Origin of the sequence: Thiothrix nivea DSM 5205 (genome assembly GCF_000260135.1) — a bacterium.
GTDB classification, from domain to species: Bacteria; Pseudomonadota; Gammaproteobacteria; order Thiotrichales; family Thiotrichaceae; genus Thiothrix; species Thiothrix nivea.
This window is the reverse complement of sequence record NZ_JH651384.1, coordinates 4,415,137-4,435,408: the sequence shown is the minus strand read 5'-3', so window position 1 is coordinate 4,435,408 and position 20,272 is coordinate 4,415,137. Positions and strand designations below refer to the sequence as shown.

The following is a 20,272-nucleotide window of genomic DNA, read 5'->3' as shown; positions in this document are numbered from 1 at the left end:
ATGAAAGACACACTGACGATAGCGCTGTCGAAAGGGCGCATATTCAAGGACACGGTGCCACTGCTGCAAGCTGCCGGTATCGAGCCGCTGGACGACCCGGAAACCAGCCGCAAACTGATCCTCGACACCAACCGGGAAGACGTGAAGCTGGTCATCATCCGCGCCACCGACGTGCCGACGTATGTGCAATACGGCGCGGCTGACCTCGGCGTGGCAGGCAAAGACGTGCTGATGGAGCATGGCGGGCAAGACTTGTACGAGTTGCTCGACCTGCAAATCGCCCGCTGCAAGCTGATGGTAGCCGGTTTCGCCGACAAACCATTACCGGAAGTCGGCCTGAAAGTCGCCACCAAATTTGTCAATTGCGCCCGTCATTATTTCGCCGAACAAGGCCGTCAGGTTGACGTAATCAAGCTGTACGGCTCAATGGAACTCGCGCCCCTGGTCGGTCTGGCCGACTGCATCGTGGACGTGGTAGACACCGGCAATACCCTAAAAGCAAACGGACTCGCACCACTGGAACACATGGCGGACATCACTTCCCGCCTGATCGTCAACAAGGCTTCGATGAAATTGAAACACGAGCCTATCCGCGACCTGCTGGTGCAAATGCAATCAGCAGTTGAGCAGAGGAACACGCAATGAAATACCAGACTGACGACCTACGCATCGTTGGTATGCACGAGCTGACTCCGCCAGTGGAGATTCACCGCGAGTACCCGATTAGCGAAACGGCTACCGAAACCGTGTTTGCCGCCCGCGAAGCTGCCAGCAATATTTTTCACGGCAAAGATGACCGGCTGGCCGTGGTGGTTGGCCCCTGCTCCATCCACGATGTGGATGCCGCGCTGGAATACGCCGCACGCTTGCAACACCTGCGTCATGAACTGAAAGGCCAGCTGCACATCATCATGCGCGTGTATTTCGAGAAGCCGCGCACTACTATCGGCTGGAAAGGGCTGATCAACGACCCCGACCTGGACAACAGTTTCCACATCAACAAGGGTCTGCGCACGGCACGCAAGCTGCTACTGGACTTGAACAACTCCGGGATGCCGACCGCAACCGAATACCTCGACCTGATCAGCCCGCAATACGTGGCCGACCTGATCAGTTGGGCAGCCATTGGCGCACGCACCACTGAAAGCCAGGGGCATCGTGAACTGGCTTCCGGCGTGTCCTGCCCGATCGGCTTCAAAAACGGCACTTATGGCAACCTGAATATTGCGATTGATGCAATTGGTGCCTCATCCCGTCCTCATCACTTCCTGTCTGTGACCAAGGAAGGGCGCACGGCGATTTTCGCCACCAAGGGTAATGAGGATTGCCATGTGATCCTGCGCGGTGGGCGTGAACCGAATTACGATGCCGACAGTGTTGCCGCCGCCGTCGCAGCGCTGGAAAAAGCTAAGTTGCCGCCTTACCTGATGGTCGATTTCAGCCACGCGAACAGCTGCAAAGATTATCGCCGCCAGCCTGAAGTGGCCACAGATGTCGCCGAACAGATTGCCAGCGGCAGCCGCGCTATTGCAGGCGTCATGATCGAAAGCCATCTGGTCGAAGGCAACCAGAAAGCCGACGGCAAAAAACGCGAAGAGCTGGTTTACGGCCAGAGTATTACTGATGCCTGCATCAACTTCGGCACGACTGAAGTGGTGCTGCGCCAGTTGGCTGAGGCTGTGAAAAAACGCAGGAGTATCTGACTATGCTCAACATCAAGGAATTAAACACCAGCGACGCCAGTTTCTGGCAGGAAATGCAAGATTTGCTGGCGTGGGAAAGCGTCTCCGATGACGCAGTATTCAACACTGTCAATGGCATCCTCAAGGATGTGCGCACCCGTGGCGACGAAGCCGTGGTGGAATATACTAACCGTTTCGACCGCATGAGCGCTGGCAGCATGGCGGAACTGGAAATCCCGGCAGCCCGCTTACAGGAAGCCCTCAACAAGATCACGCCGGAACAACGCAGCGCCCTACAACAGGCGGCTGACCGTATCAAGGCGTATGCCGAACGTCAGAAAATGGAGTCGTGGAGCTACACCGAAGCCGACGGCACGCTGCTGGGGCAACAGGTGACAGCACTGGATAGGGTTGGTCTATATGTTCCCGGCGGCAAAGCGGCTTACCCCTCATCCGTGCTGATGAATGCTGTACCTGCCAAGGTTGCCGGTGTACCGGAACTGATCATGGTGGTGCCAACGCCAGCTAATGAAGTGAACGAGCTGGTTCTTGCAGCTGCCGCTATTTCCAACGTTGACCGTGTGTTCGCCATCGGTGGCGCGCAGGCTGTCGCGGCGCTGGCCTACGGTACGCAAACCGTTCCGCAGGTGGACAAGATCGTCGGGCCGGGCAATATCTACGTCGCTACTGCCAAGCGCATGGTGTACGGCGCGGTCGGCATCGACATGATCGCCGGGCCTTCCGAAATCCTGGTGGTGTGCGACGGCAAGACTAACCCGGACTGGATCGCGATGGATCTGTTCTCACAGGCTGAGCACGACGAAGACGCTCAATCCATCCTCGTCTGCCCGGATGCGGATTTCATCGCCCAGGTCAAAGCCAGCATCAACCGGCTGGTAGAGGAAATGCCGCGCAAGGAAATCATTTCCACCTCACTGCAAGGCCGTGGCGCACTGATTCTGGCGAAGGATATGGATGAAGCGGTACAGGTCGCCAATTACATCGCACCGGAGCATCTGGAGCTTTCCGTGGAAAATCCACGCGAAGTAGCCAAGCAAATCCGTCATGCGGGCGCGATTTTCATGGGACGTTATACGGCGGAAGCGTTGGGCGACTACTGCGCCGGGCCGAACCACGTTCTGCCGACTTCGCGTACTGCGCGTTTCTCCAGCCCGCTGGGGGTGTATGACTTCCAGAAGCGTTCCTCGCTGATCGACTGTTCGGCGGCAGGGGCTTCGGAACTGGGCAAGATTGCCTCCATCCTCGCGCATGGGGAAGGGCTGACCGCGCACGCGCGCTCAGCAGAATACCGGATCAAGGGTTAACCGTTACCGGAAAATATGCCGCCATAGCTTAGGGCTGCCTGAATTATCCATGTTGGTAAAACCAGGGCGGTTGGGGGATTCCCCAATCAACTGATTATCCGCATAAGCTGAACTCTGCTGCCATTGGCAATGGATCAGCTTTCTTTTTGCACCATTGTTCCAGTGCGGCTTCGACAGCTTCCGGCAACACTGGTTTACTGATGTAATCGTTCATGCCTGCATTCAGGCATTCCTGTCTGTCGCCATCCATTGCATTGGCGGTCATGGCGATAATGGCAGGCTGACGCGCTGGCGGAAATTCGGCGCGGATATGCCGGGTCGTTTCCAGACCGCCCATTTCCGGCATTTGCATATCCATAAAAATGACATCGTAATTTTTCTTGTGTAGCGCTGCGATGGCTTGCCGACCATTTTCTGCCAGATCGATTTTGTAGCCCATTTCGTCCAGAATGGAGGAAGCGACCACCTGATTGATTGGATTGTCTTCGGCCAGCAGGATGGTCAGTGGCAAACGCTCGGCAAGTTTGAGAGTGGATGTTTTCTGCCTGTTGGTCACCAGATTGAGTTCGCCCAGCACCGTCATGAGACTATCAAACAGTCGGCTACGGGTAACAGGCTTGGTCAAGTACAGATTGTAAAGTTCCCGCACCGTTTCCCTGGGGAGCAGGTCATTGGGTGGTGCAATCAGGATCAGGGGTAGTTCCTGTTTGCTGTAACGCTGGCGTACATATCCTGCCACTTCCAAAGCTGAATCCTCAGGCAGGTTACTGTCTACCAAGACAATATCATACACACTTTCTCCGGCGATACGGTTGATGGCATCAGCAGCACTTGTCTTAATATCGGCTTTTGCGCCCCATCTAGCACAAAAGTCCTGCACGGACTGGGCGCTAGTCAGGCTATTGGTAACAAGTAGCAGATGTTTCCCGCTGAGGGATGGAATATTGGAGTGATGGAACAGCTTGAGCGAGCCCTCAGTCGCACGTGTACGAATGGTGAAATGAAAGCGGCTACCTTTATTCAGGATGCTTTTCACCCAGATGCGCCCACCCATCATTTCGACCAGATTGCGGGAAATACTCAAGCCCAGTCCAGTGCCTTCGTAATGCCGGGTCTGGCCATCGTCTATGTGGCTGAATTGCTCGAAAACACTGTCCAGACGATCCGCCGGTATGCCACAACCGGTATCGCTGATCTCAAACTCAAGCTCCAAGTCTTCATCATGACACGTATGCAGGTTCACCACGACGGTCACATTGCCTGAGTCCGTAAACTTGATGGCGTTACCGATCAGATTGGTCAGTATCTGGCGCAGGCGCACCATATCGCCTTCTATATATAGCGGAATGTTAGGGGCAACGACATAAGCCAGCTCCAGTTTCTTTTCCAGTGCCTTGGCACTGAGCAGGTTGAGGACTTCCTCGATACAGGAACGCAATTCAAACGACTCGCGTTTGAGGTCGAGCTTACCTGCTTCAATTTTGGAAAAGTCCAGTACGTCATTAATGACTGTGAGAAGGTGTTCACCACTAAGGCGGATACTTTCCGTAAATTCAGTTTGTTTTTTACTCATGGGCGTATTCATCAGCAAGCGGGTCATGCCAATAACGCCATTCATGGGTGTGCGGATTTCGTGACTCATGGTGGCGAGGAAGCGTGCCTTGGTTTTTACTGCCTCCTCTGCAATCCGTTGCGCTGCGGTGGCGGTTTGCACGATAAGATTGAAGCGAGAGGAAAAGTACAAACGACTGATCAACAGAAAGACGATGATAAGTAATTTGCCAATGATGCTGCGTTCCTGAATGGTGGCAAGACTGTGTTGTGTTTCCTGCATGTTCCTGGTGGTATTTTGCAGGGAATGATCAAACGCCTCGCTGATACCCTGGCCGGTAAAACCATACATGCTTTCCATTTTTTCGGTCATAAGCCTGATCTGCTGGATGGAGTCACGTGCATCCATGATCAAATTCCGCCAGGCATCCGGTGGCTGGCTTTGCGCCTGATCAATCAGGGTCAGAATGCCTGCGGTCGCTTTTGTGTATTCCTCTGTCAATTCGCTCTTCCCAAACGTCGGAAGTTGCTGACTTTGCTGCTCCAGTTGAGTTTTCAGCGCCTGCAATTTCTGTCTGTTGTCAGCAATGCCTTCAGAGCCGAGTGCAATGTTTAACAACACCTCGTTAAGGCTATCGAAAATGTCATGATTCCGGTTGGCTAGGGTTTCCAATTGCAGATGTGTCAGGAAGCTCGTGTGTGCCTGCTCAAGCACCAGCTCGATATCATGCAGGTTCTCATGGGTTTTTTTGGTCAAATTACCCAAGGCTACCCAGGTAATCAGGATAAGAACACTCAGCAGGAATATCAGTAGCGCTGTATCAATAGCTTGCAGCTGTTTCAGCTGGGGTATGTTATGACGGTGCATCAATCTGCTCCTTAATCAGATTAATGAAAAACTCGACTTTCCAAGGGGCTGGTCAGGCATTTCACAATCCGGTTCTTGATTTGTTGTTATGATTATTCAAATCATAAATTTTTGTAATTGCTCACACTCCCACTGCTTGCGGCAAGGGCGGGAGGGTAAGGTTCGCACGCGCAGCGGCAATCACACTGGCAAGATAAGCGAGCGCGGACTGCCCACGCTTGCGGCAAGTGCCGCTGATACTGGCCAGCAGGGCAAAGGCACGACTCCCCGTGGCGCTTTTGGTCCCATGGTTGGTTTTGCGCAGGATCACCCAATGGCGCAGCGCCCGCTCCGCCTCATTATTGGTCAAAGGAAGCCATGGATGGTCAAGGATGCGGAAGATGGCTTCCCAATCGTTGATGAATTCCTTCGCCAACGCCGCCGTCTTGTCATGGGCGGATTCGGCCTGGGTTAGGCACCGTGCCCTGAATTCTGCCAGTTTTGCCTGGTGGCGTTGGCGGATCACCCCGGTTGCGGTTCCCGGCGTGCCGTCTGCTTCCCGCCAAGCGTCAATGTCGGCCTGTAACGTACCCAACCAAGCCAGCGTGAAGTGGCCGAATGCCCGGCCATCCTGGTCCAGCGATTCCGCCAGCCCGCGGGCCTTACGGATCAGGTGCGCCCAGCAGCGCAGCCGTTTGGGGTGATGGCGGTAGGCGGTATAGCCATCGCTCATCAGCCAGCCGCCAAAGTGTCCGCCAATCACGTTGTCCAGCATCTCGATGGTGCGTTGCCCCACGTAAAAGCAGACGCTGAGAGTGGTGACAAACGTCCACAACCACAGGGCTTCGCCGCGCTCCTTCCAGGAGGTTTCATCCACATACAGTACCCCGCCATTGGCAGTGGCTTCCGCCAGCAGGTCTTCCACCAGGGCGTCTTCCAGGGGGATCGCGCTGGCGGCGGCTTCCTCGAAGCATTGCTGCAACACCCCGGTGCTCAGGGGGATGCCCAACACCTCCCGCAACAGTTCCTGCGTCAGCCGCAGCGACAAGCGCGAACGTAGCCGCAGGTGGACAATCAGCGCCGCCAGGTTGGCTCCGATCAGCCGCCATTCGCCCACTTCAACCCCAGGGTACAAACACGGGTCGGGGACTGCCCGGTGCGGGACATGGCGGCTACCGTGGCCGCAAGTGCAGGTGTTTTCGTACAGGTGATGGCGGGTGGTGATGACCGTCAGGCCGGGCTGTTCGGCGCTGCCAAAACGGATGTCCACACTGTCGTAGGCGCTGTAAACCCGGCAAGTGGCAGCCTCCAGTGGCCTGCCGCAGGCTTCGCAGTGGCTGGGGCAATGGTGTTCATCGGCATCCACCGGTGGATGCCAAACCCGCCCGTAACCCGGCGCTCCCGGCTGTTTGCCAGCCTTGCGTTTGGCCTTTGCCGCTGGCTTTGTGCTTGCCATGATTGCCGGGGACAGCCCCTCGTCTATCCTGGCCGTCGGTGCTTGGGGTTCAGGTTGTGCAGTGGCTGACGGTGGGCCTTCCCATGGGAAACGACTGCTGGGCGGACGGGATGAGTTGCTGGGATTCTGGTTGAGCTGTTCCCGCGCTTCCTTCAGGTCGTGCAGCAACTTCGTCGACAGGTGCAGCAGTTCCTCCGGCGTGAGCTTGGCAAGGTACTGGCTGTTAAGCTGTTTGAGGCTGTGGTCTTTCAGTTGCTGGGGCATCGCCGCAGTGTCGCAGATTTAGAAGAGGCTCAATATGCGTTTCAGGGTCTTGTTTTCCCCGGCATTGCAAACGTGATGGATAGCGGTAAAGTTAGTCATTTCCGATAGCCAAGGAGAGGCTTTATGACCTCGCTCATCAGTATTTCCAGCCTGACCAGTGATGCCGCCTGTTTCGAGCAAGTCCGTTCCGTGCGTTGGCCTAATGGGGTGATTTGTCCGCACTGCGGTTCACAGGACACTATCCGTCGAGGCAAGGATGACACCCAGCAGGAACGCCAGCGTTACCAGTGTAAGGATTGCCAAAAGCGTTTTGATGACCTGACGGGAACGGTGTTTGAAGGCCACCACCAGCCGCTGAAGGTGTGGGTGTTGTGCCTGTACCTGATGTCGTTGAACCTGTCCAACCAACAAATCGCCCGCGAATTGGGGTTGAACAAGGATGATGTTCAGGCGATGACGGAACAGTTACGGCGTGGTGTCGAGAAAAAAAACGCCAGTAAACCTGTTTGGGAATGTTGAATTTGATGAGGTTTATGTCAAGGCTGGACACAAGGGAAACCCCGAAGCCGTCGCGGATGCTGGGCGTGAAGGTCGCCGCCGCGCCCTGAAAGGTGCGCCGGGGCGTGGGACACTGGAAAAGGACAAACCACCCATTTTCGGCATGATCCAGCGTTCCGGGGAGGTCGTGATCCGTATGCTGGCGAATGTGAAACAGACGACGATCAAGCCGTTGATTGTGGAAACGGTGGCAGCAGGCACGCTGGTCTACACCGATGAGTACAACATTTACAGCCGATTGGAAGAATGGGGCTATGCCCACAAAACCGTCAACCATGGCGCAGGCGAATATGCCCGTGACGAAGATGGTGACGGTTTCCATGAAGTCCACGTCAATACGATGGAAGGTTTTTGGTCACTGTTACGCTCATGGTTACGACCTCATCGGGGGATCTCACAAGAAAAGCTACCGTGTTACCTTGCATTCTTCGAGTCTCTTCACAACATCAGGAAACGGGGGCAAGCTGCCTTACAGTCCTTGCTTTCGCTGCTGTTGGGATAAGACCCTGAAACGCATATTGAGCCACATTCGATATGGATAAAACAGTTCACGCTACCAGCAAATTGTTCAGACCCAGAGCCAAACTGACAGCCCGCCCTACCTTGTCAAGCTTGTCGGCAGGTTTTGGAGGTAGTGACTGCACGAGGAAATGTTAAGAATTGTTAAGTTGACTTCCACGCAACCGCTGACTTATCTAGTCTCTATAGCTTTTTAGGTTCATGGCAGGGAGAAAAATAATGTGCGCCTACGCCCATAACATTGCGTTACCAAACATCCGCCTTTCACTGATTCTCCTGGCATTCATGGCATCAGCTTCGACTCAGTTACAAGCTGCTGAAGGCGTCACCGGCGGTGGCTTTCTGTCTGCTGACGCACAAGGCGGCGTATCCGCCGACAAACTGTTTACCAATGGCACAGGTGAGAAAGCTCCGGAAGGCTGGTCTGGCCAGGCCAGCGCCGGATTGGTCGCGGGCAGTGTGATCAGCATAGTCATCGAACCTCCAACATAATGCAGGGCATATTGTTTGTCTTGCTGTTGCTGTTTGGTGCTTCGGCCATGGCGGCGGAACCACCGGTACTCGAACTGGCCGATACGGCTCAGTTACCCATCCAGGTCACGGAGATAGAACTACTACGGGATCCGGGCGGCATCATGAGCCTGGCTCAGGTGCGGTCACCAGCCAATGCGCAAGGTTTCGTGCGGACACCGCCGGGCGTGCCCAACCTTGGCATCAGCTCCGATGCGTTCTGGGCACGCTTTGCGGTGCATAATGCCACTGCTGAACCGGCATCGCTGCTACTGGTGCTCGCCGAACCGCGTATGAGCCACGTCGCTTTTTGGAGCCTCAATGCTTCAGGAAAAACCACTGCGCAACGCCGAGACGGCCGCTGGGCACTACCGGCGGAGCGGGATCGCTCCCATCGCTGGTTTCTGTTCGATCTACCGCTGGCCGCGCATGAGACAAGCACGGTGTATGTCCGTTTCGCCAGCGACAAAGGTCTGCTGCTGGATTTTCGCTTGACAGATCGCGCCCGTCTGGCTGCCGACGATCGTATTTCGTATGGCGGGCTAGCCCTGTTTTTCGGTGCCATGCTGTTCATGTTCGCATACAACCTAGTACTGTTCTTACAGTTGCGCGAAGCAGCGTATTTCTGGCTTTGTTGCATGATCCCGGGTGTTCTGCTGTGGATGGCAGATCGCGAGGGGCTGCTGACGACCCTGCTTTGGGAGATATGGCCAGATCCCTGGCGTGGCAACATGATAGGCGGAGCACTAGCGATGGTCGGCGTCATCATGTTTCCAGTAGGTTTTTTACGCCTGCGTGTGTATACACCCTGGTTAGCTAGAGTCCACCTTAGTCTGGCAGTCAGCGTGGTAGTCAATTTTGGCATCATTGACCACTGGAATCCGTATATTGGGTCTATGCTGTCGCATGTGACGATCTTATTGGCCGGTGTGATCTCGCTCCTGGCCGGTGCGCTGGCGCTGCGTTGGCAGCCCCGCACGGCAGCCTTCTACCTGCTAGCTTGGGCGCCGCTGCTGGTTGCCATCATCCTGCTTGCACTCACCAACTATAACTATGCGATCAGCCCGCCTCAGTCCTCGGCGAGGATATTGATCTATGGGGCGCTGCTGTTGATGTTGTTGCTGCTCTCGCTGGCTGAGGCCAACCGGATCAATGATTTGCGCCAGCAGGCCGAACGGGCGCGTACCATTTTGGCACGCAATGAAGAACACCTGACCGAACTGGTCGATGCACGCACCCGGGAACTCGCCACTGAACGCGACCGCGCCGAGACCGCCAACCGAGCCAAGACCCGCTTTCTGGCCAACATGAGCCACGAGTTACGCACCCCGCTAAACGCGATGCTGGGCTATGCCAACCTGCTGCAGCGGGCATCGTCCCTGGGTTCCGAGGAACGCACGCATTGCGGCGTCATCGGGCGCAGCGGCCTGCATTTGCTGCACCTGATCGACGAACTGCTAGAAGTCGCCGAAATCGAACATGGCCGTTTGCGATTGCTGATCGGCGATGTGGCGCTAGCACCCATGCTGAGTGACCTGGCCGAGACCACCCGGCAGCAGGCGGCGGCCAAGGGCCTGATGTTTGAGGAACACGTCGCCCCGGATCTGCCACAGACCATCCGCACCGACGGCCAGCGCCTCCGTCAAGTCTTGCAGAACCTGCTCGACAACGCGGTCAAATATACCGCTGTCGGGCAAGTGCGGTTGTCTGCAGCAATCGATCATTCGTCGCCTGATGCGACGGGGTCGGTGTTACACTTTGCAGTCACTGATACTGGCTGCGGCATTCCGGCGGAGGAACACGAGCGCTTGTTCACACCCTTCGAGCAATACCATCCCGACCAGCAAGGCAAAGGATTGGGACTCGCGATTTGCCGTGAACTTAGCACGTTGTTAGGTGGCGTGCTGACCCTTGAGAGTTCGCCCGGTTACGGAAGCACATTTTCCTTCCGCATGCCGTTGCAGCCAGTTTCGACACCTGTGGGCGATACCAGCTACCCAGCCTCGCAAGCGGTAGTGAGTGGTTATACCGGCCCCATTCGACGGGTCTTGGTCATTGACGACAACGAAGCAAATCGCCTGGTGTTACGGGACTTACTCCAGTCCCTGGGGTTTGTGGTTGATATTGCCGAAGACGCCACGACCGCGTTGGTGTGCGCCCATCTCCAGCCACCTGACCTGGTGATCGCCGATCTGCGTATGCCCGGCATTTGTGGCTATGCAGCCACCTGGCAGATTCGTGAGGCATTGGGTTTGCCGCAGCTACCGGCCATTGCCACATCCGCCACCCCGCTGCCAGAGCCGGAGGATACACAGTCTTTAGGATTTTATGACTTCCTGATCAAGCCGATTGAAATGGATCGGCTATGTGAGGTCGTGGCACGCTGTCTGGAGCTTGAGTGGGCCTTCGAAACGCCCCGGCAAACCAACAAGGCGGACGCCACTCCGGTTAACCCCGTTTCACCCCGACTACCGGAACCGATCAGGCTCCACCCCGAACTGACTGGCCAGCACGTGCTGCTGGCGGAAGATGATGAAATAAGCCAGGTTTTCGAAAGCAAATACCTACGGGCATTGGGTTTACAAGTCACTGTTGCCGCCAATGGCAAGGAAGTGCTGGAAGCCTTGCAGGTAACGCCTTTCGACGTGGTGTTGATGGATTTGCAGATGCCGGAAGGCGATGGTTATGAAACCACCCGGATCATCCGGCAACAATGGTGCGAGTCGCCCATCATCATTGCGCTGACTGCCCACGCCCTCCCACAGGAACGCGCCAAATGCCTGGCTGTCGGGATGAATGACTATCTGGCCAAGCCATTCGACCTGGAACAGTTGCAAGATATGCTATTGAAATGGGTACGACGGAAGAACCCTACAAGAAAGTGAAGCCCTTCACCGGATGGGGGCAGGAACTGGCAGTAGTTCCTGCTCACTTATCGGGTTACCTTTGCATTTCTCCAGATGATTGTTCACAACCCCCAGACCCAACCCCGTATACGTAAACAGCACCGAATAAATCAACCCGAAATCCAGGAACACGGTAGTAGCAATATCCATCAAATCCACCCCAATGGGCGCGATGAAGTTGAATCGTTGGCGTTGCGTAAAGGTATTGGCCAGCGCCAACAATACCGGCAGTTGACGGATGCCATCACCCAACAAAAGAATCGGTGCCGATGTGACCTGAGCCGCCCTGTTACCGCAGGCAATGCACAGGAAAGCAGCCTGCCTTCCCAGCTCGTCTTCCGGGCCATGCAGGTAAGCAACCTTATTGCCTGAAGCTTGCAGTTCACCAAACGAAATATGCTGAGCTGCCGCATCCAGTACCTGCACCCGGTATTGCCGCTGTAAACCATCGATAAGGCCATGAACCTCCTCTTGCGGCAAACCTTCCAGCAAGCGGCTGTCAATCACCAGCGTATCCACCTGTGCGGCGCTTTCTAGCGCATCCGGCTGCATCAGCACAATGCCCTCCTGCATGGCAGCATGGATAACCCGCCGGGAGGTATATGGCCCCAGATTGCGCAAATGCCCGCCGAAGGTGGTAGTCAGAAACGCTGCCGCCCGGTTAACCCCCATCATGGGAATCGTCAACACGAAAAAGCCCAGCATCCAGGGCGCGGCACGTTCAGCGGTTTGCTCCGCATGGATTTGCCGACGATCCGGCTGCAACGGCATATCAACGGGTAGCACCAAACCATGTTGCTGCGCAGCCTGCTTCAGGTTTTTCCGGAAACCGTCTTCCTGACGCAGGAACAAACGCTGACCGGCAGATTGCAGGGTCGCATCTAAAGCAAGAATGCAGTAATACCCCATCGCCACACAAATCGCCGCCCGCGTCGCTGCCAGTACCTGGTCGTTGATGGCACGTTCCTTTCCCAGACTGCGTCCGGCATTCGCCAACACTGGCAGAAAGGCAAACAACGAAACAGGAACACTGACGTAACCCAGTACCGGCGTGCGTAACAGGACGCTGGCTGCCGATAAACCCAATGCAGCCGAAGCCGCCGCCAGACGTTGGCCATTACGGCGCAGTTCAGGAGAGCCCACTGCATCAGGCACGGATGGCTCCCTTCGGACAGCCCGCTCTTTTAGCGCCCTTTTACGCGCCCATTGACCACTAGCGGCGGCAATACTCCCCAAAGTCATTAATTCAAGCACCATCAGCTTTATCCGGAATCCACTATTGCGTTCAAATACTACGCGCACCAGTACGCAACACAATCTACAAAATTGTTAAGAATTGTTAAGTCAGCTTTCAAAAATACGGCAACCTGTCTAATCTCCGGAATATCCATTACGATGGAAATAAACTGAACAGGCAGGGGAAGCAAACCATGTTACAAACCCAGGGAATTGTTGCGCCAGTAGTCCATGCCGCAACAGCACATTTACTACCGGTTACCATCGTGGTTGCAGGCACATTGCTGGTGTTAAAAGTGGTAGCTGCCGGGTCGTGGTACAACCATCGCCAGAAACGTAAAGATACCTCAGCCAAACAGACCGAACTGGAGCAGAAACTGGCAGACCTGCAAAATCAGTATGAATCCCTGAAGGAAGCGCAACAGGTTGCCGAGCAGAAGCAACAACCGGCAAAAACAGGCTCTGCTGTAACCCAAACTGTTTCCGGCAAGTACGCACTGTTCGAACAAATCATTAATGAAAACATCGCCATAAGGAAAGCCGCCAATGCCTGACATTTACTACGCCGGTATCGACCTCGGCACCAGCCGCTCCTCCATCACCACCTCCACCGGCAAGCGTCTCAGTGTGGAAACCTGCGTCGGTTACCCCAAAGACGTGATTGCGAAGAAACGCTTGCAAAAAGATTACCTGCTGGGTGGCGATGCGCTGGATAACCGGCTGGCGGTGAATCTGGTGTGGCCGCTGGCGGAAGGCGTGATTCGTGACGACGAACAGGCGTTGCAGGCAACCGCCCTGATCCTGCGCCACCTGATTGAGGTCGGCTTGCCGGAAAAACAGGAAGACGATCAGGTGTATGCCGCCATCGGCGTCCCCGCGCAAGCCAGCATCGTCAACAAGAAAGCCCTGATCGACCTCTGCGAAGGCTTTATCGACAAGGTGTTGATTGTCAGCGAACCGTTCGCGGTGGCTTACGCCAACGACCGTTTCGATGAATGCCTGATCGTGGACATCGGCGCGGGCACCACCGATTTGTGCCGTATCCACGGCACCCTGCCGGAACCGGAAGACCAGCTCACCCTGAAAACCGCCGGTAACTTTCTGGATGCCGAAATCACCAAGGCCATCCACGCCAAATACCCGGACGTGCAGCTTTCCGCGCGTATTATCCGCACCATCAAGGAAAAGTACGGCTATGTTTCCGAAACAGCCGACCCGGTCAAGGTTACGCTCAATACCCAAGGCATCCCGCAGGAATATGACATTACCCAGCTGCTGCGTGAATGCTGCCTGAGTCTGGCTAACCCGATCAGCAAGGCAGTGCAACAACTGGTTGGTAGTTTCGACCCGGATTTTCAGGAACGCCTGCGTCAGAACATCCTGCTGGCTGGTGGTGGTTCACGCCTCAAGGGTATTGACCTTGCCATAGAGAAAAGCTTGCAAGCCTATGGCGGCGGGCGGGTGGAATGCGTGCAGGATGCCGAATACTGCGGCAGCACTGGTGCGTTAAAGATGAGCATGGAAATGCCTGCGGAGTATTGGGAACGAATTTGATAACAACTGCCCTATCCGGTATTTGCTACTGTATATCCATCTGTGAAAACTATCCCGGCTAGCTTCCACGATGGAATAGTCAGAAGTTTCAAGCCTTTGCAGAGCGTGAAAGCACTTGCGGTAAAGGCAGCTTTTCCCTAATCAACCGTTTCCCCCGCTTTAATTCCTTGCGGAAAAAGCTCCCCAGCTTCTTTGCCCTGACATCATCCAGTGTACCACCCGCGCTGAAGTGTTTGATGAAGCTTTTCCCCACGGCATAGGTAATCGCCCCACCCAACAAGGTCAGCCCGGCGTTACCACCCAAAGTGCCGACACCCGGCACGAATTTGAACGCACTGCCAGCCCCGGCCAACGCCAGCGTCGGCGAGGATCCGCCCAGTACCGCGATCAAGGCCGAGCGGATTTTATGATGGTCGATATCTACACCATAATGCTGACAAAGCTGCTCCAGCATATTGTGCTGGGTTCCGCTCAGAGCCACCAGATCAAACAGCGGCAGCGGCACCAGCCCCATCGCCGAACCGGCCAGCACATGGTTTTTGACAATGCGATCCGCTTCCTGTTCGCGAAGCGCCAAGTCTTTCATTCCCAGCTCAGTCTGAACGTGAACCAAGCGCGTGGTTAACTCATCCAGCAAGGTCGACTGCTGGGAAGCCAGCGTCGTCTCCGCATCGACTGTCATCGTTTCGGCATTCATAATACCCGCCTGATAAAATTTTGATTGCCAAAGCATAGCAAAAAAGCCTCCAGGGCAGAATGCACGTAACAAAACTTAACAAAACTATACTGAAAACCCGGCAGGCAGGTTGTTATGATTACAAACTTTCACAAAAACAGCCAACTTGGAGTTCAGCACACCATGCAGAAAGCCTGGGTTATACAATTGGCCGGTCTGATGGCAGTGTTATTGTTGATGGCCTTCACCCTGCCCCGTTACGCACGGGCCCTGCCAGAACGCATTGCCGAACACACCCAACAATACCTGCACGAACAGGGTATGCCGTGGGCAAGCGTGCAAGCCGGGCAAGCCAACAGCAGGGATATCGCCGTCAACGGTACAGCCCCGGACGCTGATGCGCACTGGCAGGCTATTGATACGGCCCGATCCCAATGGTACGTGCAGCGGGTGGAAGACAATATCAGCACGCAGATTATCGAGCCTTATACCCTGCACATCCAGTGGGACGGAAAATCCCTGTCACTCGATGGTTACGTCAGCGACGATGAGGCCAAATCCTCACTGGCGGAACAAATACAAGCCACGTTTGGCGATAAAGCTGACCTGACCTACCTGCAAACCGGTGCAGGTGCCCCGGACGGCTGGGAGACGCTGATCGGCAGTACCCTGCTCAAAGAAGCCAGGCCACTTGAATCAGCCTCCATCCGCATGACTGACAAAACCATCCGCTTCGCAGGCAAGGCTGCGACCACCAAACAGGTCGAAGCCCTGAGAAAGGCGCTAGAACCTATTGAAGCACAAGGGTACAACCTGTCCGTCAACATGGTGGCGCTGGACAGTGCCGCCGTGGTCTGCCAGCAGGAATTCAACCGGTTGCTGTCGCAGAAGAAAATCGTGTTCGCTTCCGGTGGTTCCACCATCGACCGCAAGAGTGACGCCCTGCTTCAGGAACTGGCCGACACTGCCATTTTCTGCGCGGATTCCACCGTCCTGATCAGTGGCCATACCGATAATGTCGGTAGTGAAGAAAATAATCTCAAGCTCAGTGAGCAACGTGCCAAAGCCGTCAAGGGCTGGCTCTTCAACCAGGGTGGCGTGCCGCTGGAACGCCTGAAAACCGAAGGCAAGGGGGCCGCAGCACCACTGGCCGACAATGATACGGAAGAAGGCCGCGCCAAAAACCGGCGCATCGAATTCATCGTGGAGGGTATCTGAATGTTGGGTTTACCACTAATTTACGAAATGGCGCTGGTTGCCGCACTTGTCTGCCTGATTGGCTGGTTTATGGGCCGCACCCTGTGCAAATCCCGGGAAAACGAAGAACGCGCCGCCAAAAAAACCCTACAGGCCGCCAACGAACGGCTGGAAGCCCTGCTGGTAAAAAAGGATGCCGACAGCGACCAACTGTTACAACGCCTGCAGGCCGAGCAACGAACCATCAAAGAACTGCAATACCAGCACAAAACCACGGAAAACCTGCTTGCCAAATCCCGGCAGGAACACCAGGAAAGTCTTGCTTCCCTCCAGGAGCTAAGCGCCTGCCGCACGCAATTCGAAGAGCTTGGCAAAGTGCATGAAGGTCAGTCCAGGCAGGTCATCACACTCCAGGAAACCCTCAAGCAAACACAAAACGACATGGCGCAGGCAGCGGCCTTGAACGCGGAACAACGCGAGGCGCTGGAAGTCACCATCGGGCAATTACGCCAGGAGAAACGGGAAGCTGCTAAACTTGTCGCACAACAACAAGCGGCTCTGGCTACACTTGAGCAAAAACAGCAGGCTCTGGAAGCAGAAACAAAGCAACAGCAATCGCTAATCCTGCAACTGGAAAAAGAACAACAGGAAAACAGCGCGCTACTGGAAAAACAGAAAACCACCCTGACAGACCAGGCGCAGCAGCTACAAACCCTGGAAGCAGAAACCAGAGAGCAACAGGCAACCATTTTGCAACTGGAAAAAGAACAACAGGAAAACAGCGTACTACTGGAAGAACAACAAACCGCCCTGGCGGACAAGGCGCAGCAGCTGCAAACCCTGGAAGTGGAAACCGGAAAACAACAGGCAACCATTTTGCAATTGCAGGAAGACAAAAAGAATGCCGAGGCCCTGATTGCAGAACAGCAGGCCGCGCTAACCAGCTATCGGCAAAAACAGCAGGCGCTTGAGAATGAAGCAGGCAACCAGGATGCCCTGATTACCCAACTGAGAAAACAGGTTGCCGAACTACAAACAGAGAATGAAGCACAGCATAAGAGTATTGAAACCCTGAATGCCAAAGTCAACGGCTATCTGCAATCCGTCAACTCAACCAACCGCCGTATTGCCGGTATGCTGGATACCTTACCTGGCGGCGGGTGAGCCTTTATCGTCGGCTGCCGCCCTTGCCGATTGCCGGAAAATATTGGCAAGGGCGCTCATGGGCAGGGGGTTGACTTCTTTGCCCTCCGACTTTGCCAGCACGGCTTTTACTGCGGGGTCTTCCCGGCCTTCCGCAATCTCCGCCGCGAAAGCGGCCGTGTGTTCTTCTGCCGCTTCAAGGAACGCGGCATCCAGGTTTTTACGGCTGTTCGCTATGGTGCTGCGGGAAAAATTGTAAGCCTGATGCTGAACCTTGACCCCCTCAAAGTTGCTTAGCACGCTACGGTAGCTTTCTACCCGGATGTCGCCAAAACAGATCCCCTGCCTGCCCCTTGAACCCTGCGCGGTAATGAGCAGGTTGCTGGAAAGCGGCGAAGTGATCAGCAACGGCTCGTCATAGACACGTAGCCCGCTTTGCTCCAAAGACTGTTTGACCTGCTCCCTGACCTGTTGCGCATTGCCCCAGCAACCGCCGGATACCTTGTCATCCACCAGCAGGAATACGTTTTTAATAAGCCCTAATGATTGACTAGTGGTAATAAATTTACTCTCATGATCATTATTGTTTTTGGCCTGCACTTGTAATGAAAATCCTCCGGCAACCAGCAAAACGACTGCTGTAAAAAGATTTTTAGCGAACCTCATCATTGTTTTCTCACCAAGTTACCATAAGTCCAGTTTAATAAATTTCTATCATAAAGTAATCTTTCAGCACTCTTCTTGCCGACCTGTTTTCACGCTGACAGCCCGGATTGCCCTACAAGGAGAGTGGATATGAAGACACTGGCGGCGATGATGCAGGATACGACAACTCACCAAAGGTATGGGAACAAACACCATCGACAGGTCAGAGTACGGGTTTTCCCGATTGCGTCGCTTATCCGAACTTGCCGGGGGATTCCCCGTTTACGCAAATAACCCTTATCATCAATCCCATTGACAATGCCCGGCAAACGCAGGCCAGACGGAATGGCGCACAGATGCACGGCAATGGTTCTGGCGACAACCCGCTTGCGGATGATTCGATTTTCCGGGATCGCAATTTGTGCATTTGTGCATCAAAACTTGAAACCATCTTCAGACACCCCACACATCCACCTGCCACCCGGCGTGGCTACAGCCAGATCTTAGGTGATTTACCTCAAAGACATTACCCAAAAACAGGGCGAATCAGAATGTCCCATTTTGGTAAAGCAGCATTTCTTTCCAGCCTCGCCTCAACAGCCTCCATAGCTTTTTTGCTGAGGGTCACACCCTTCTCATAAACCTTGTGGCTGAATTCGACCATGGGGTTGATGCCTTTCCAGGTCATGGTTTTTGCCCATTCCAGCAGGGTTTCGGCATCCTTGAGCTGGGTGCCGTTCCAGTGTTGTTCCAGAATCCCCCAGCAGCGTTCAATCGGGTTGTACTTGCTGTGGTAAGGCGGGTAGTACAGCAGGTGGACTGTCTTACCGGTATGGTTGGCGAATTCCACCATGCGCTTGAGGAATTGCGTCCTGATCCCGCTGCTTTCCGGGCCATTGTCCGCTTTGATCTGGATGCACTGGCAGGCGTCCTTGTCAGCAGAAGGCATCTGTTCCCATACCCGGCACAGGGAATCCACGATGAAGTCACTGGTTTTGCTGGAACTGCCGAAGGTCAGGTAAACCTGCCCACTGTCCTCATCCAGTACGCCAAAAGGGATGTATTTCTCTTTGCAGCCCATCTCATGGTCAGCGGCTTTATTGTCACCCCGTGTTTTCCCGCCCCGTGAGTAGTCACCGATGTTGACGGTCGCCTTGCAGTCCATGCTCAGGCGTTTGACCGCCCCATCGGCAAACTGCCCATCGTTGGCCTGGATATTGGCGAAGATGGCGTCGGTTTCTGGAATTTTTTTTGCGGCTTGGCTTTCTCCACCTTGCGCAGGCGGTAGCCATTCCGGTTGAGTATCCGCGCCATGGTGCTGGGGGCGGGCACTTGTCCACCGCTGAAACCCATGGCCTGTAACTGCCGGATGGCTTCCGCCGCCGTCAGGCGGGTGTAGGCGATGCTGCTGCGGAATGTCGGGTCTTGCTGGCTATGTGCTTCCGCCAGCGCCAGCAAGGCGGCTGCCGCTTCCGGCTGGGTTTCCTCCCAGCGCTTCTGGCCACAATACGCCGCCTGCGCACCCACGCAAACCATGCCGCTGCGCTGTTCCTCCAAACCCAACTGCACCCCCTCCCGACCCCAGCCAAAACACCTTTCAGTCTGGCGGGCGTTGCCTGCACAATATTTCCGGCTCATGTCCGCCTGGAACGCACGGCGGGTGCTGCCAGACATTTTCGAGGCCGCCAGTTTCAGGTCGGCTATCTGGGATTCACTCAGGATCGGGTTAGCTGTTTGGGGTTCGGGGGGCATGGGGATAGGGACTCCGCTTGTCGATAAGACAAGTGTAGCCATTGCGGGGGAATCTTTCAGGGAAATCCCCTTATCTTCCCAACTGACGCTGGCATCACGGTTGACCACACGTGTCTTCCCATAATGCGGCAAAGAACGCACTGTCGCCAGTAATGGTTTCCTTGTGCGGCGTCTGGATGCGGTAAGCGCGCACGTCCCGCACGCCGCAGAGATAATGCTTTATACCCCAGGACACATCCTCACGCGCCGCCTGCGCCGCTTTGATATTGACGTACAGCGCCAGATACTCGCCTTCCCGGTTGAGCACATCCATCATCGCCAGCAAGGTGCTGGTCTTGCCGGTCTGGCGCGGGGAGTGCAGCACGAAGTACTTCTCGGCATCGATCAGGTTGGCGGACTTCCTCCCAGTCAATGCGCTTCATCGGCTCGATGCAGTAATGCTTGCCGGGGA

At 55.2% G+C, this 20,272-nt stretch carries 15 protein-coding genes and 3 pseudogenes; 11 read left to right on the top strand and 7 right to left on the bottom strand.

All coding sequences use genetic code 11. The features are described 5' to 3' along the window. The 3 genes from hisG to hisD are packed head-to-tail and all read left to right on the top strand — an operon-like array spanning position 1 to position 3,007. Positions 1-645: an ATP phosphoribosyltransferase gene (gene hisG / locus THINI_RS22040; RefSeq protein ID WP_002710701.1), complete on the top strand. Its 645-nt coding sequence runs from the start codon at positions 1-3 to the stop codon at positions 643-645. Continuing rightward, complete coding sequence (gene aroG, locus THINI_RS22035) at positions 642-1,703, top strand: 3-deoxy-7-phosphoheptulonate synthase AroG (RefSeq protein WP_002710700.1); 1,062 nt, start codon at positions 642-644, stop codon at positions 1,701-1,703. Before hisG ends, aroG begins: the two co-directional genes overlap by 4 nt. 2 nt (positions 1,704-1,705) lie before the next feature. After that, on the top strand, positions 1,706-3,007 hold the full coding sequence (gene hisD / locus THINI_RS22030) for a histidinol dehydrogenase (RefSeq protein ID WP_002710699.1): 1,302 nt from the start codon (positions 1,706-1,708) through the stop codon (positions 3,005-3,007). Positions 3,008-3,101: 94 nt separating this feature from the next. Here hisD and THINI_RS22025 read toward each other — a convergent pair whose 3' ends face one another. Together THINI_RS22025 and tnpC are read right to left on the bottom strand one after the other, a co-directional pair. After that, positions 3,102-5,426 (bottom strand): hybrid sensor histidine kinase/response regulator, encoded by a 2,325-nt coding sequence (locus THINI_RS22025; protein ID WP_002710698.1) that lies wholly within the window; start codon positions 5,424-5,426, stop codon positions 3,102-3,104. 121 nt (positions 5,427-5,547) lie between these two features. After that, positions 5,548-7,125: an IS66 family transposase gene (gene tnpC, locus THINI_RS22020; protein WP_002710697.1), complete on the bottom strand. Its 1,578-nt coding sequence runs from the start codon at positions 7,123-7,125 to the stop codon at positions 5,548-5,550. A 123-nt stretch (positions 7,126-7,248) separates the two neighbouring features. On the opposite strand from tnpC, the pseudogene THINI_RS27435 reads away from it, so the two are divergent. From THINI_RS27435 to THINI_RS22000, 4 genes and pseudogenes are all read left to right on the top strand, one after another. After that, positions 7,249-8,185: pseudogene (locus tag THINI_RS27435) on the top strand (IS1595 family transposase). Positions 8,186-8,421: 236 nt separating this feature from the next. Beyond that, positions 8,422-8,694, top strand: a complete 273-nt coding sequence (locus THINI_RS22005) for a hypothetical protein (protein WP_002710696.1) — start codon at positions 8,422-8,424, stop codon at positions 8,692-8,694. Next, positions 8,694-9,146 (top strand): annotated as a pseudogene (locus tag THINI_RS27430) (7TMR-DISMED2 domain-containing protein); the annotation flags it as partial. The gene THINI_RS22005 and the pseudogene THINI_RS27430, both read left to right, overlap by 1 nt. Before the next feature lie 9 nt (positions 9,147-9,155). Then, the gene (locus THINI_RS22000; protein ID WP_245536673.1) at positions 9,156-11,597 is read left to right on the top strand and encodes a response regulator; all 2,442 of its coding nucleotides are present in this window, start codon (positions 9,156-9,158) and stop codon (positions 11,595-11,597) included. Positions 11,598-11,603: 6 nt separating this feature from the next. On the opposite strand, the gene THINI_RS21995 is transcribed toward THINI_RS22000, so the two are convergent. Beyond that, a complete protein-coding gene (locus THINI_RS21995; protein WP_040839707.1) occupies positions 11,604-12,773 on the bottom strand; it encodes an HAD family hydrolase in 1,170 nt (389 codons plus the stop codon). Positions 12,774-13,048: 275 nt separating this feature from the next. Between THINI_RS21995 and THINI_RS21990 the strand changes: the two genes are divergently transcribed. Both THINI_RS21990 and THINI_RS21985 read left to right on the top strand, forming a co-directional pair. Next, on the top strand, positions 13,049-13,408 hold the full coding sequence (locus THINI_RS21990; protein ID WP_002710693.1) for a hypothetical protein: 360 nt from the start codon (positions 13,049-13,051) through the stop codon (positions 13,406-13,408). Then, on the top strand, positions 13,401-14,408 hold the full coding sequence (locus tag THINI_RS21985; protein WP_002710692.1) for a rod shape-determining protein: 1,008 nt from the start codon (positions 13,401-13,403) through the stop codon (positions 14,406-14,408). The genes THINI_RS21990 and THINI_RS21985 overlap by 8 nt, the downstream gene beginning before the upstream one ends. A gap of 88 nt (positions 14,409-14,496) precedes the next feature. On the opposite strand, the gene THINI_RS21980 is transcribed toward THINI_RS21985, so the two are convergent. Further along, positions 14,497-15,105: a YcjF family protein gene (locus tag THINI_RS21980; protein WP_169314650.1), complete on the bottom strand. Its 609-nt coding sequence runs from the start codon at positions 15,103-15,105 to the stop codon at positions 14,497-14,499. A gap of 162 nt (positions 15,106-15,267) precedes the next feature. Here THINI_RS21980 and THINI_RS21975 point away from each other — a divergent pair, with 162 nt between their 5' ends. Both THINI_RS21975 and THINI_RS23875 read left to right on the top strand, forming a co-directional pair. Further along, positions 15,268-16,302: an OmpA family protein gene (locus tag THINI_RS21975; protein WP_002710690.1), complete on the top strand. Its 1,035-nt coding sequence runs from the start codon at positions 15,268-15,270 to the stop codon at positions 16,300-16,302. Beyond that, positions 16,303-17,445: a coiled-coil domain-containing protein gene (locus tag THINI_RS23875; RefSeq protein ID WP_002710689.1), complete on the top strand. Its 1,143-nt coding sequence runs from the start codon at positions 16,303-16,305 to the stop codon at positions 17,443-17,445. On the opposite strand, the gene THINI_RS21965 is transcribed toward THINI_RS23875, so the two are convergent. The 3 genes and pseudogenes from THINI_RS21965 to THINI_RS21955 form a co-directional block, all read right to left on the bottom strand. Beyond that, the gene (locus THINI_RS21965; RefSeq protein ID WP_154724481.1) at positions 17,428-17,937 is read right to left on the bottom strand and encodes a hypothetical protein; all 510 of its coding nucleotides are present in this window, start codon (positions 17,935-17,937) and stop codon (positions 17,428-17,430) included. The genes THINI_RS23875 and THINI_RS21965 overlap by 18 nt on opposite strands. Before the next feature lie 658 nt (positions 17,938-18,595). Then, positions 18,596-19,605: pseudogene (locus THINI_RS21960) on the bottom strand (ISAzo13 family transposase). Positions 19,606-19,915: 310 nt separating this feature from the next. Then, entirely contained in the window at positions 19,916-20,233 is a 318-nt protein-coding gene (locus THINI_RS21955) for a hypothetical protein (protein WP_040839704.1), read from the bottom strand. Between the last annotated feature and the right edge of the window lie 39 nt (positions 20,234-20,272).

Excerpts from the sequence above, each read along its gene's own strand:
- hisG (WP_002710701.1), top strand. The coding sequence starts at position 1 with ATGAAAGACACACTGACGATAGCGCTGTCGAAAGGGCGCATATTCAAG.
- aroG (WP_002710700.1), top strand. The coding sequence starts at position 642 with ATGAAATACCAGACTGACGACCTACGCATCGTTGGTATGCACGAGCTG.
- hisD (WP_002710699.1), top strand. The coding sequence starts at position 1,706 with ATGCTCAACATCAAGGAATTAAACACCAGCGACGCCAGTTTCTGGCAG.
- THINI_RS22025 (WP_002710698.1), bottom strand. The coding sequence starts at position 5,426 with ATGCACCGTCATAACATACCCCAGCTGAAACAGCTGCAAGCTATTGAT.
- tnpC (WP_002710697.1), bottom strand. The coding sequence starts at position 7,125 with ATGCCCCAGCAACTGAAAGACCACAGCCTCAAACAGCTTAACAGCCAG.
- THINI_RS22005 (WP_002710696.1), top strand. The coding sequence starts at position 8,422 with ATGTGCGCCTACGCCCATAACATTGCGTTACCAAACATCCGCCTTTCA.
- THINI_RS21990 (WP_002710693.1), top strand. The coding sequence starts at position 13,049 with ATGTTACAAACCCAGGGAATTGTTGCGCCAGTAGTCCATGCCGCAACA.
- THINI_RS21985 (WP_002710692.1), top strand. The coding sequence starts at position 13,401 with ATGCCTGACATTTACTACGCCGGTATCGACCTCGGCACCAGCCGCTCC.
- THINI_RS21980 (WP_169314650.1), bottom strand. The coding sequence starts at position 15,105 with ATGAATGCCGAAACGATGACAGTCGATGCGGAGACGACGCTGGCTTCC.
- THINI_RS21975 (WP_002710690.1), top strand. The coding sequence starts at position 15,268 with ATGCAGAAAGCCTGGGTTATACAATTGGCCGGTCTGATGGCAGTGTTA.
- THINI_RS23875 (WP_002710689.1), top strand. The coding sequence starts at position 16,303 with ATGTTGGGTTTACCACTAATTTACGAAATGGCGCTGGTTGCCGCACTT.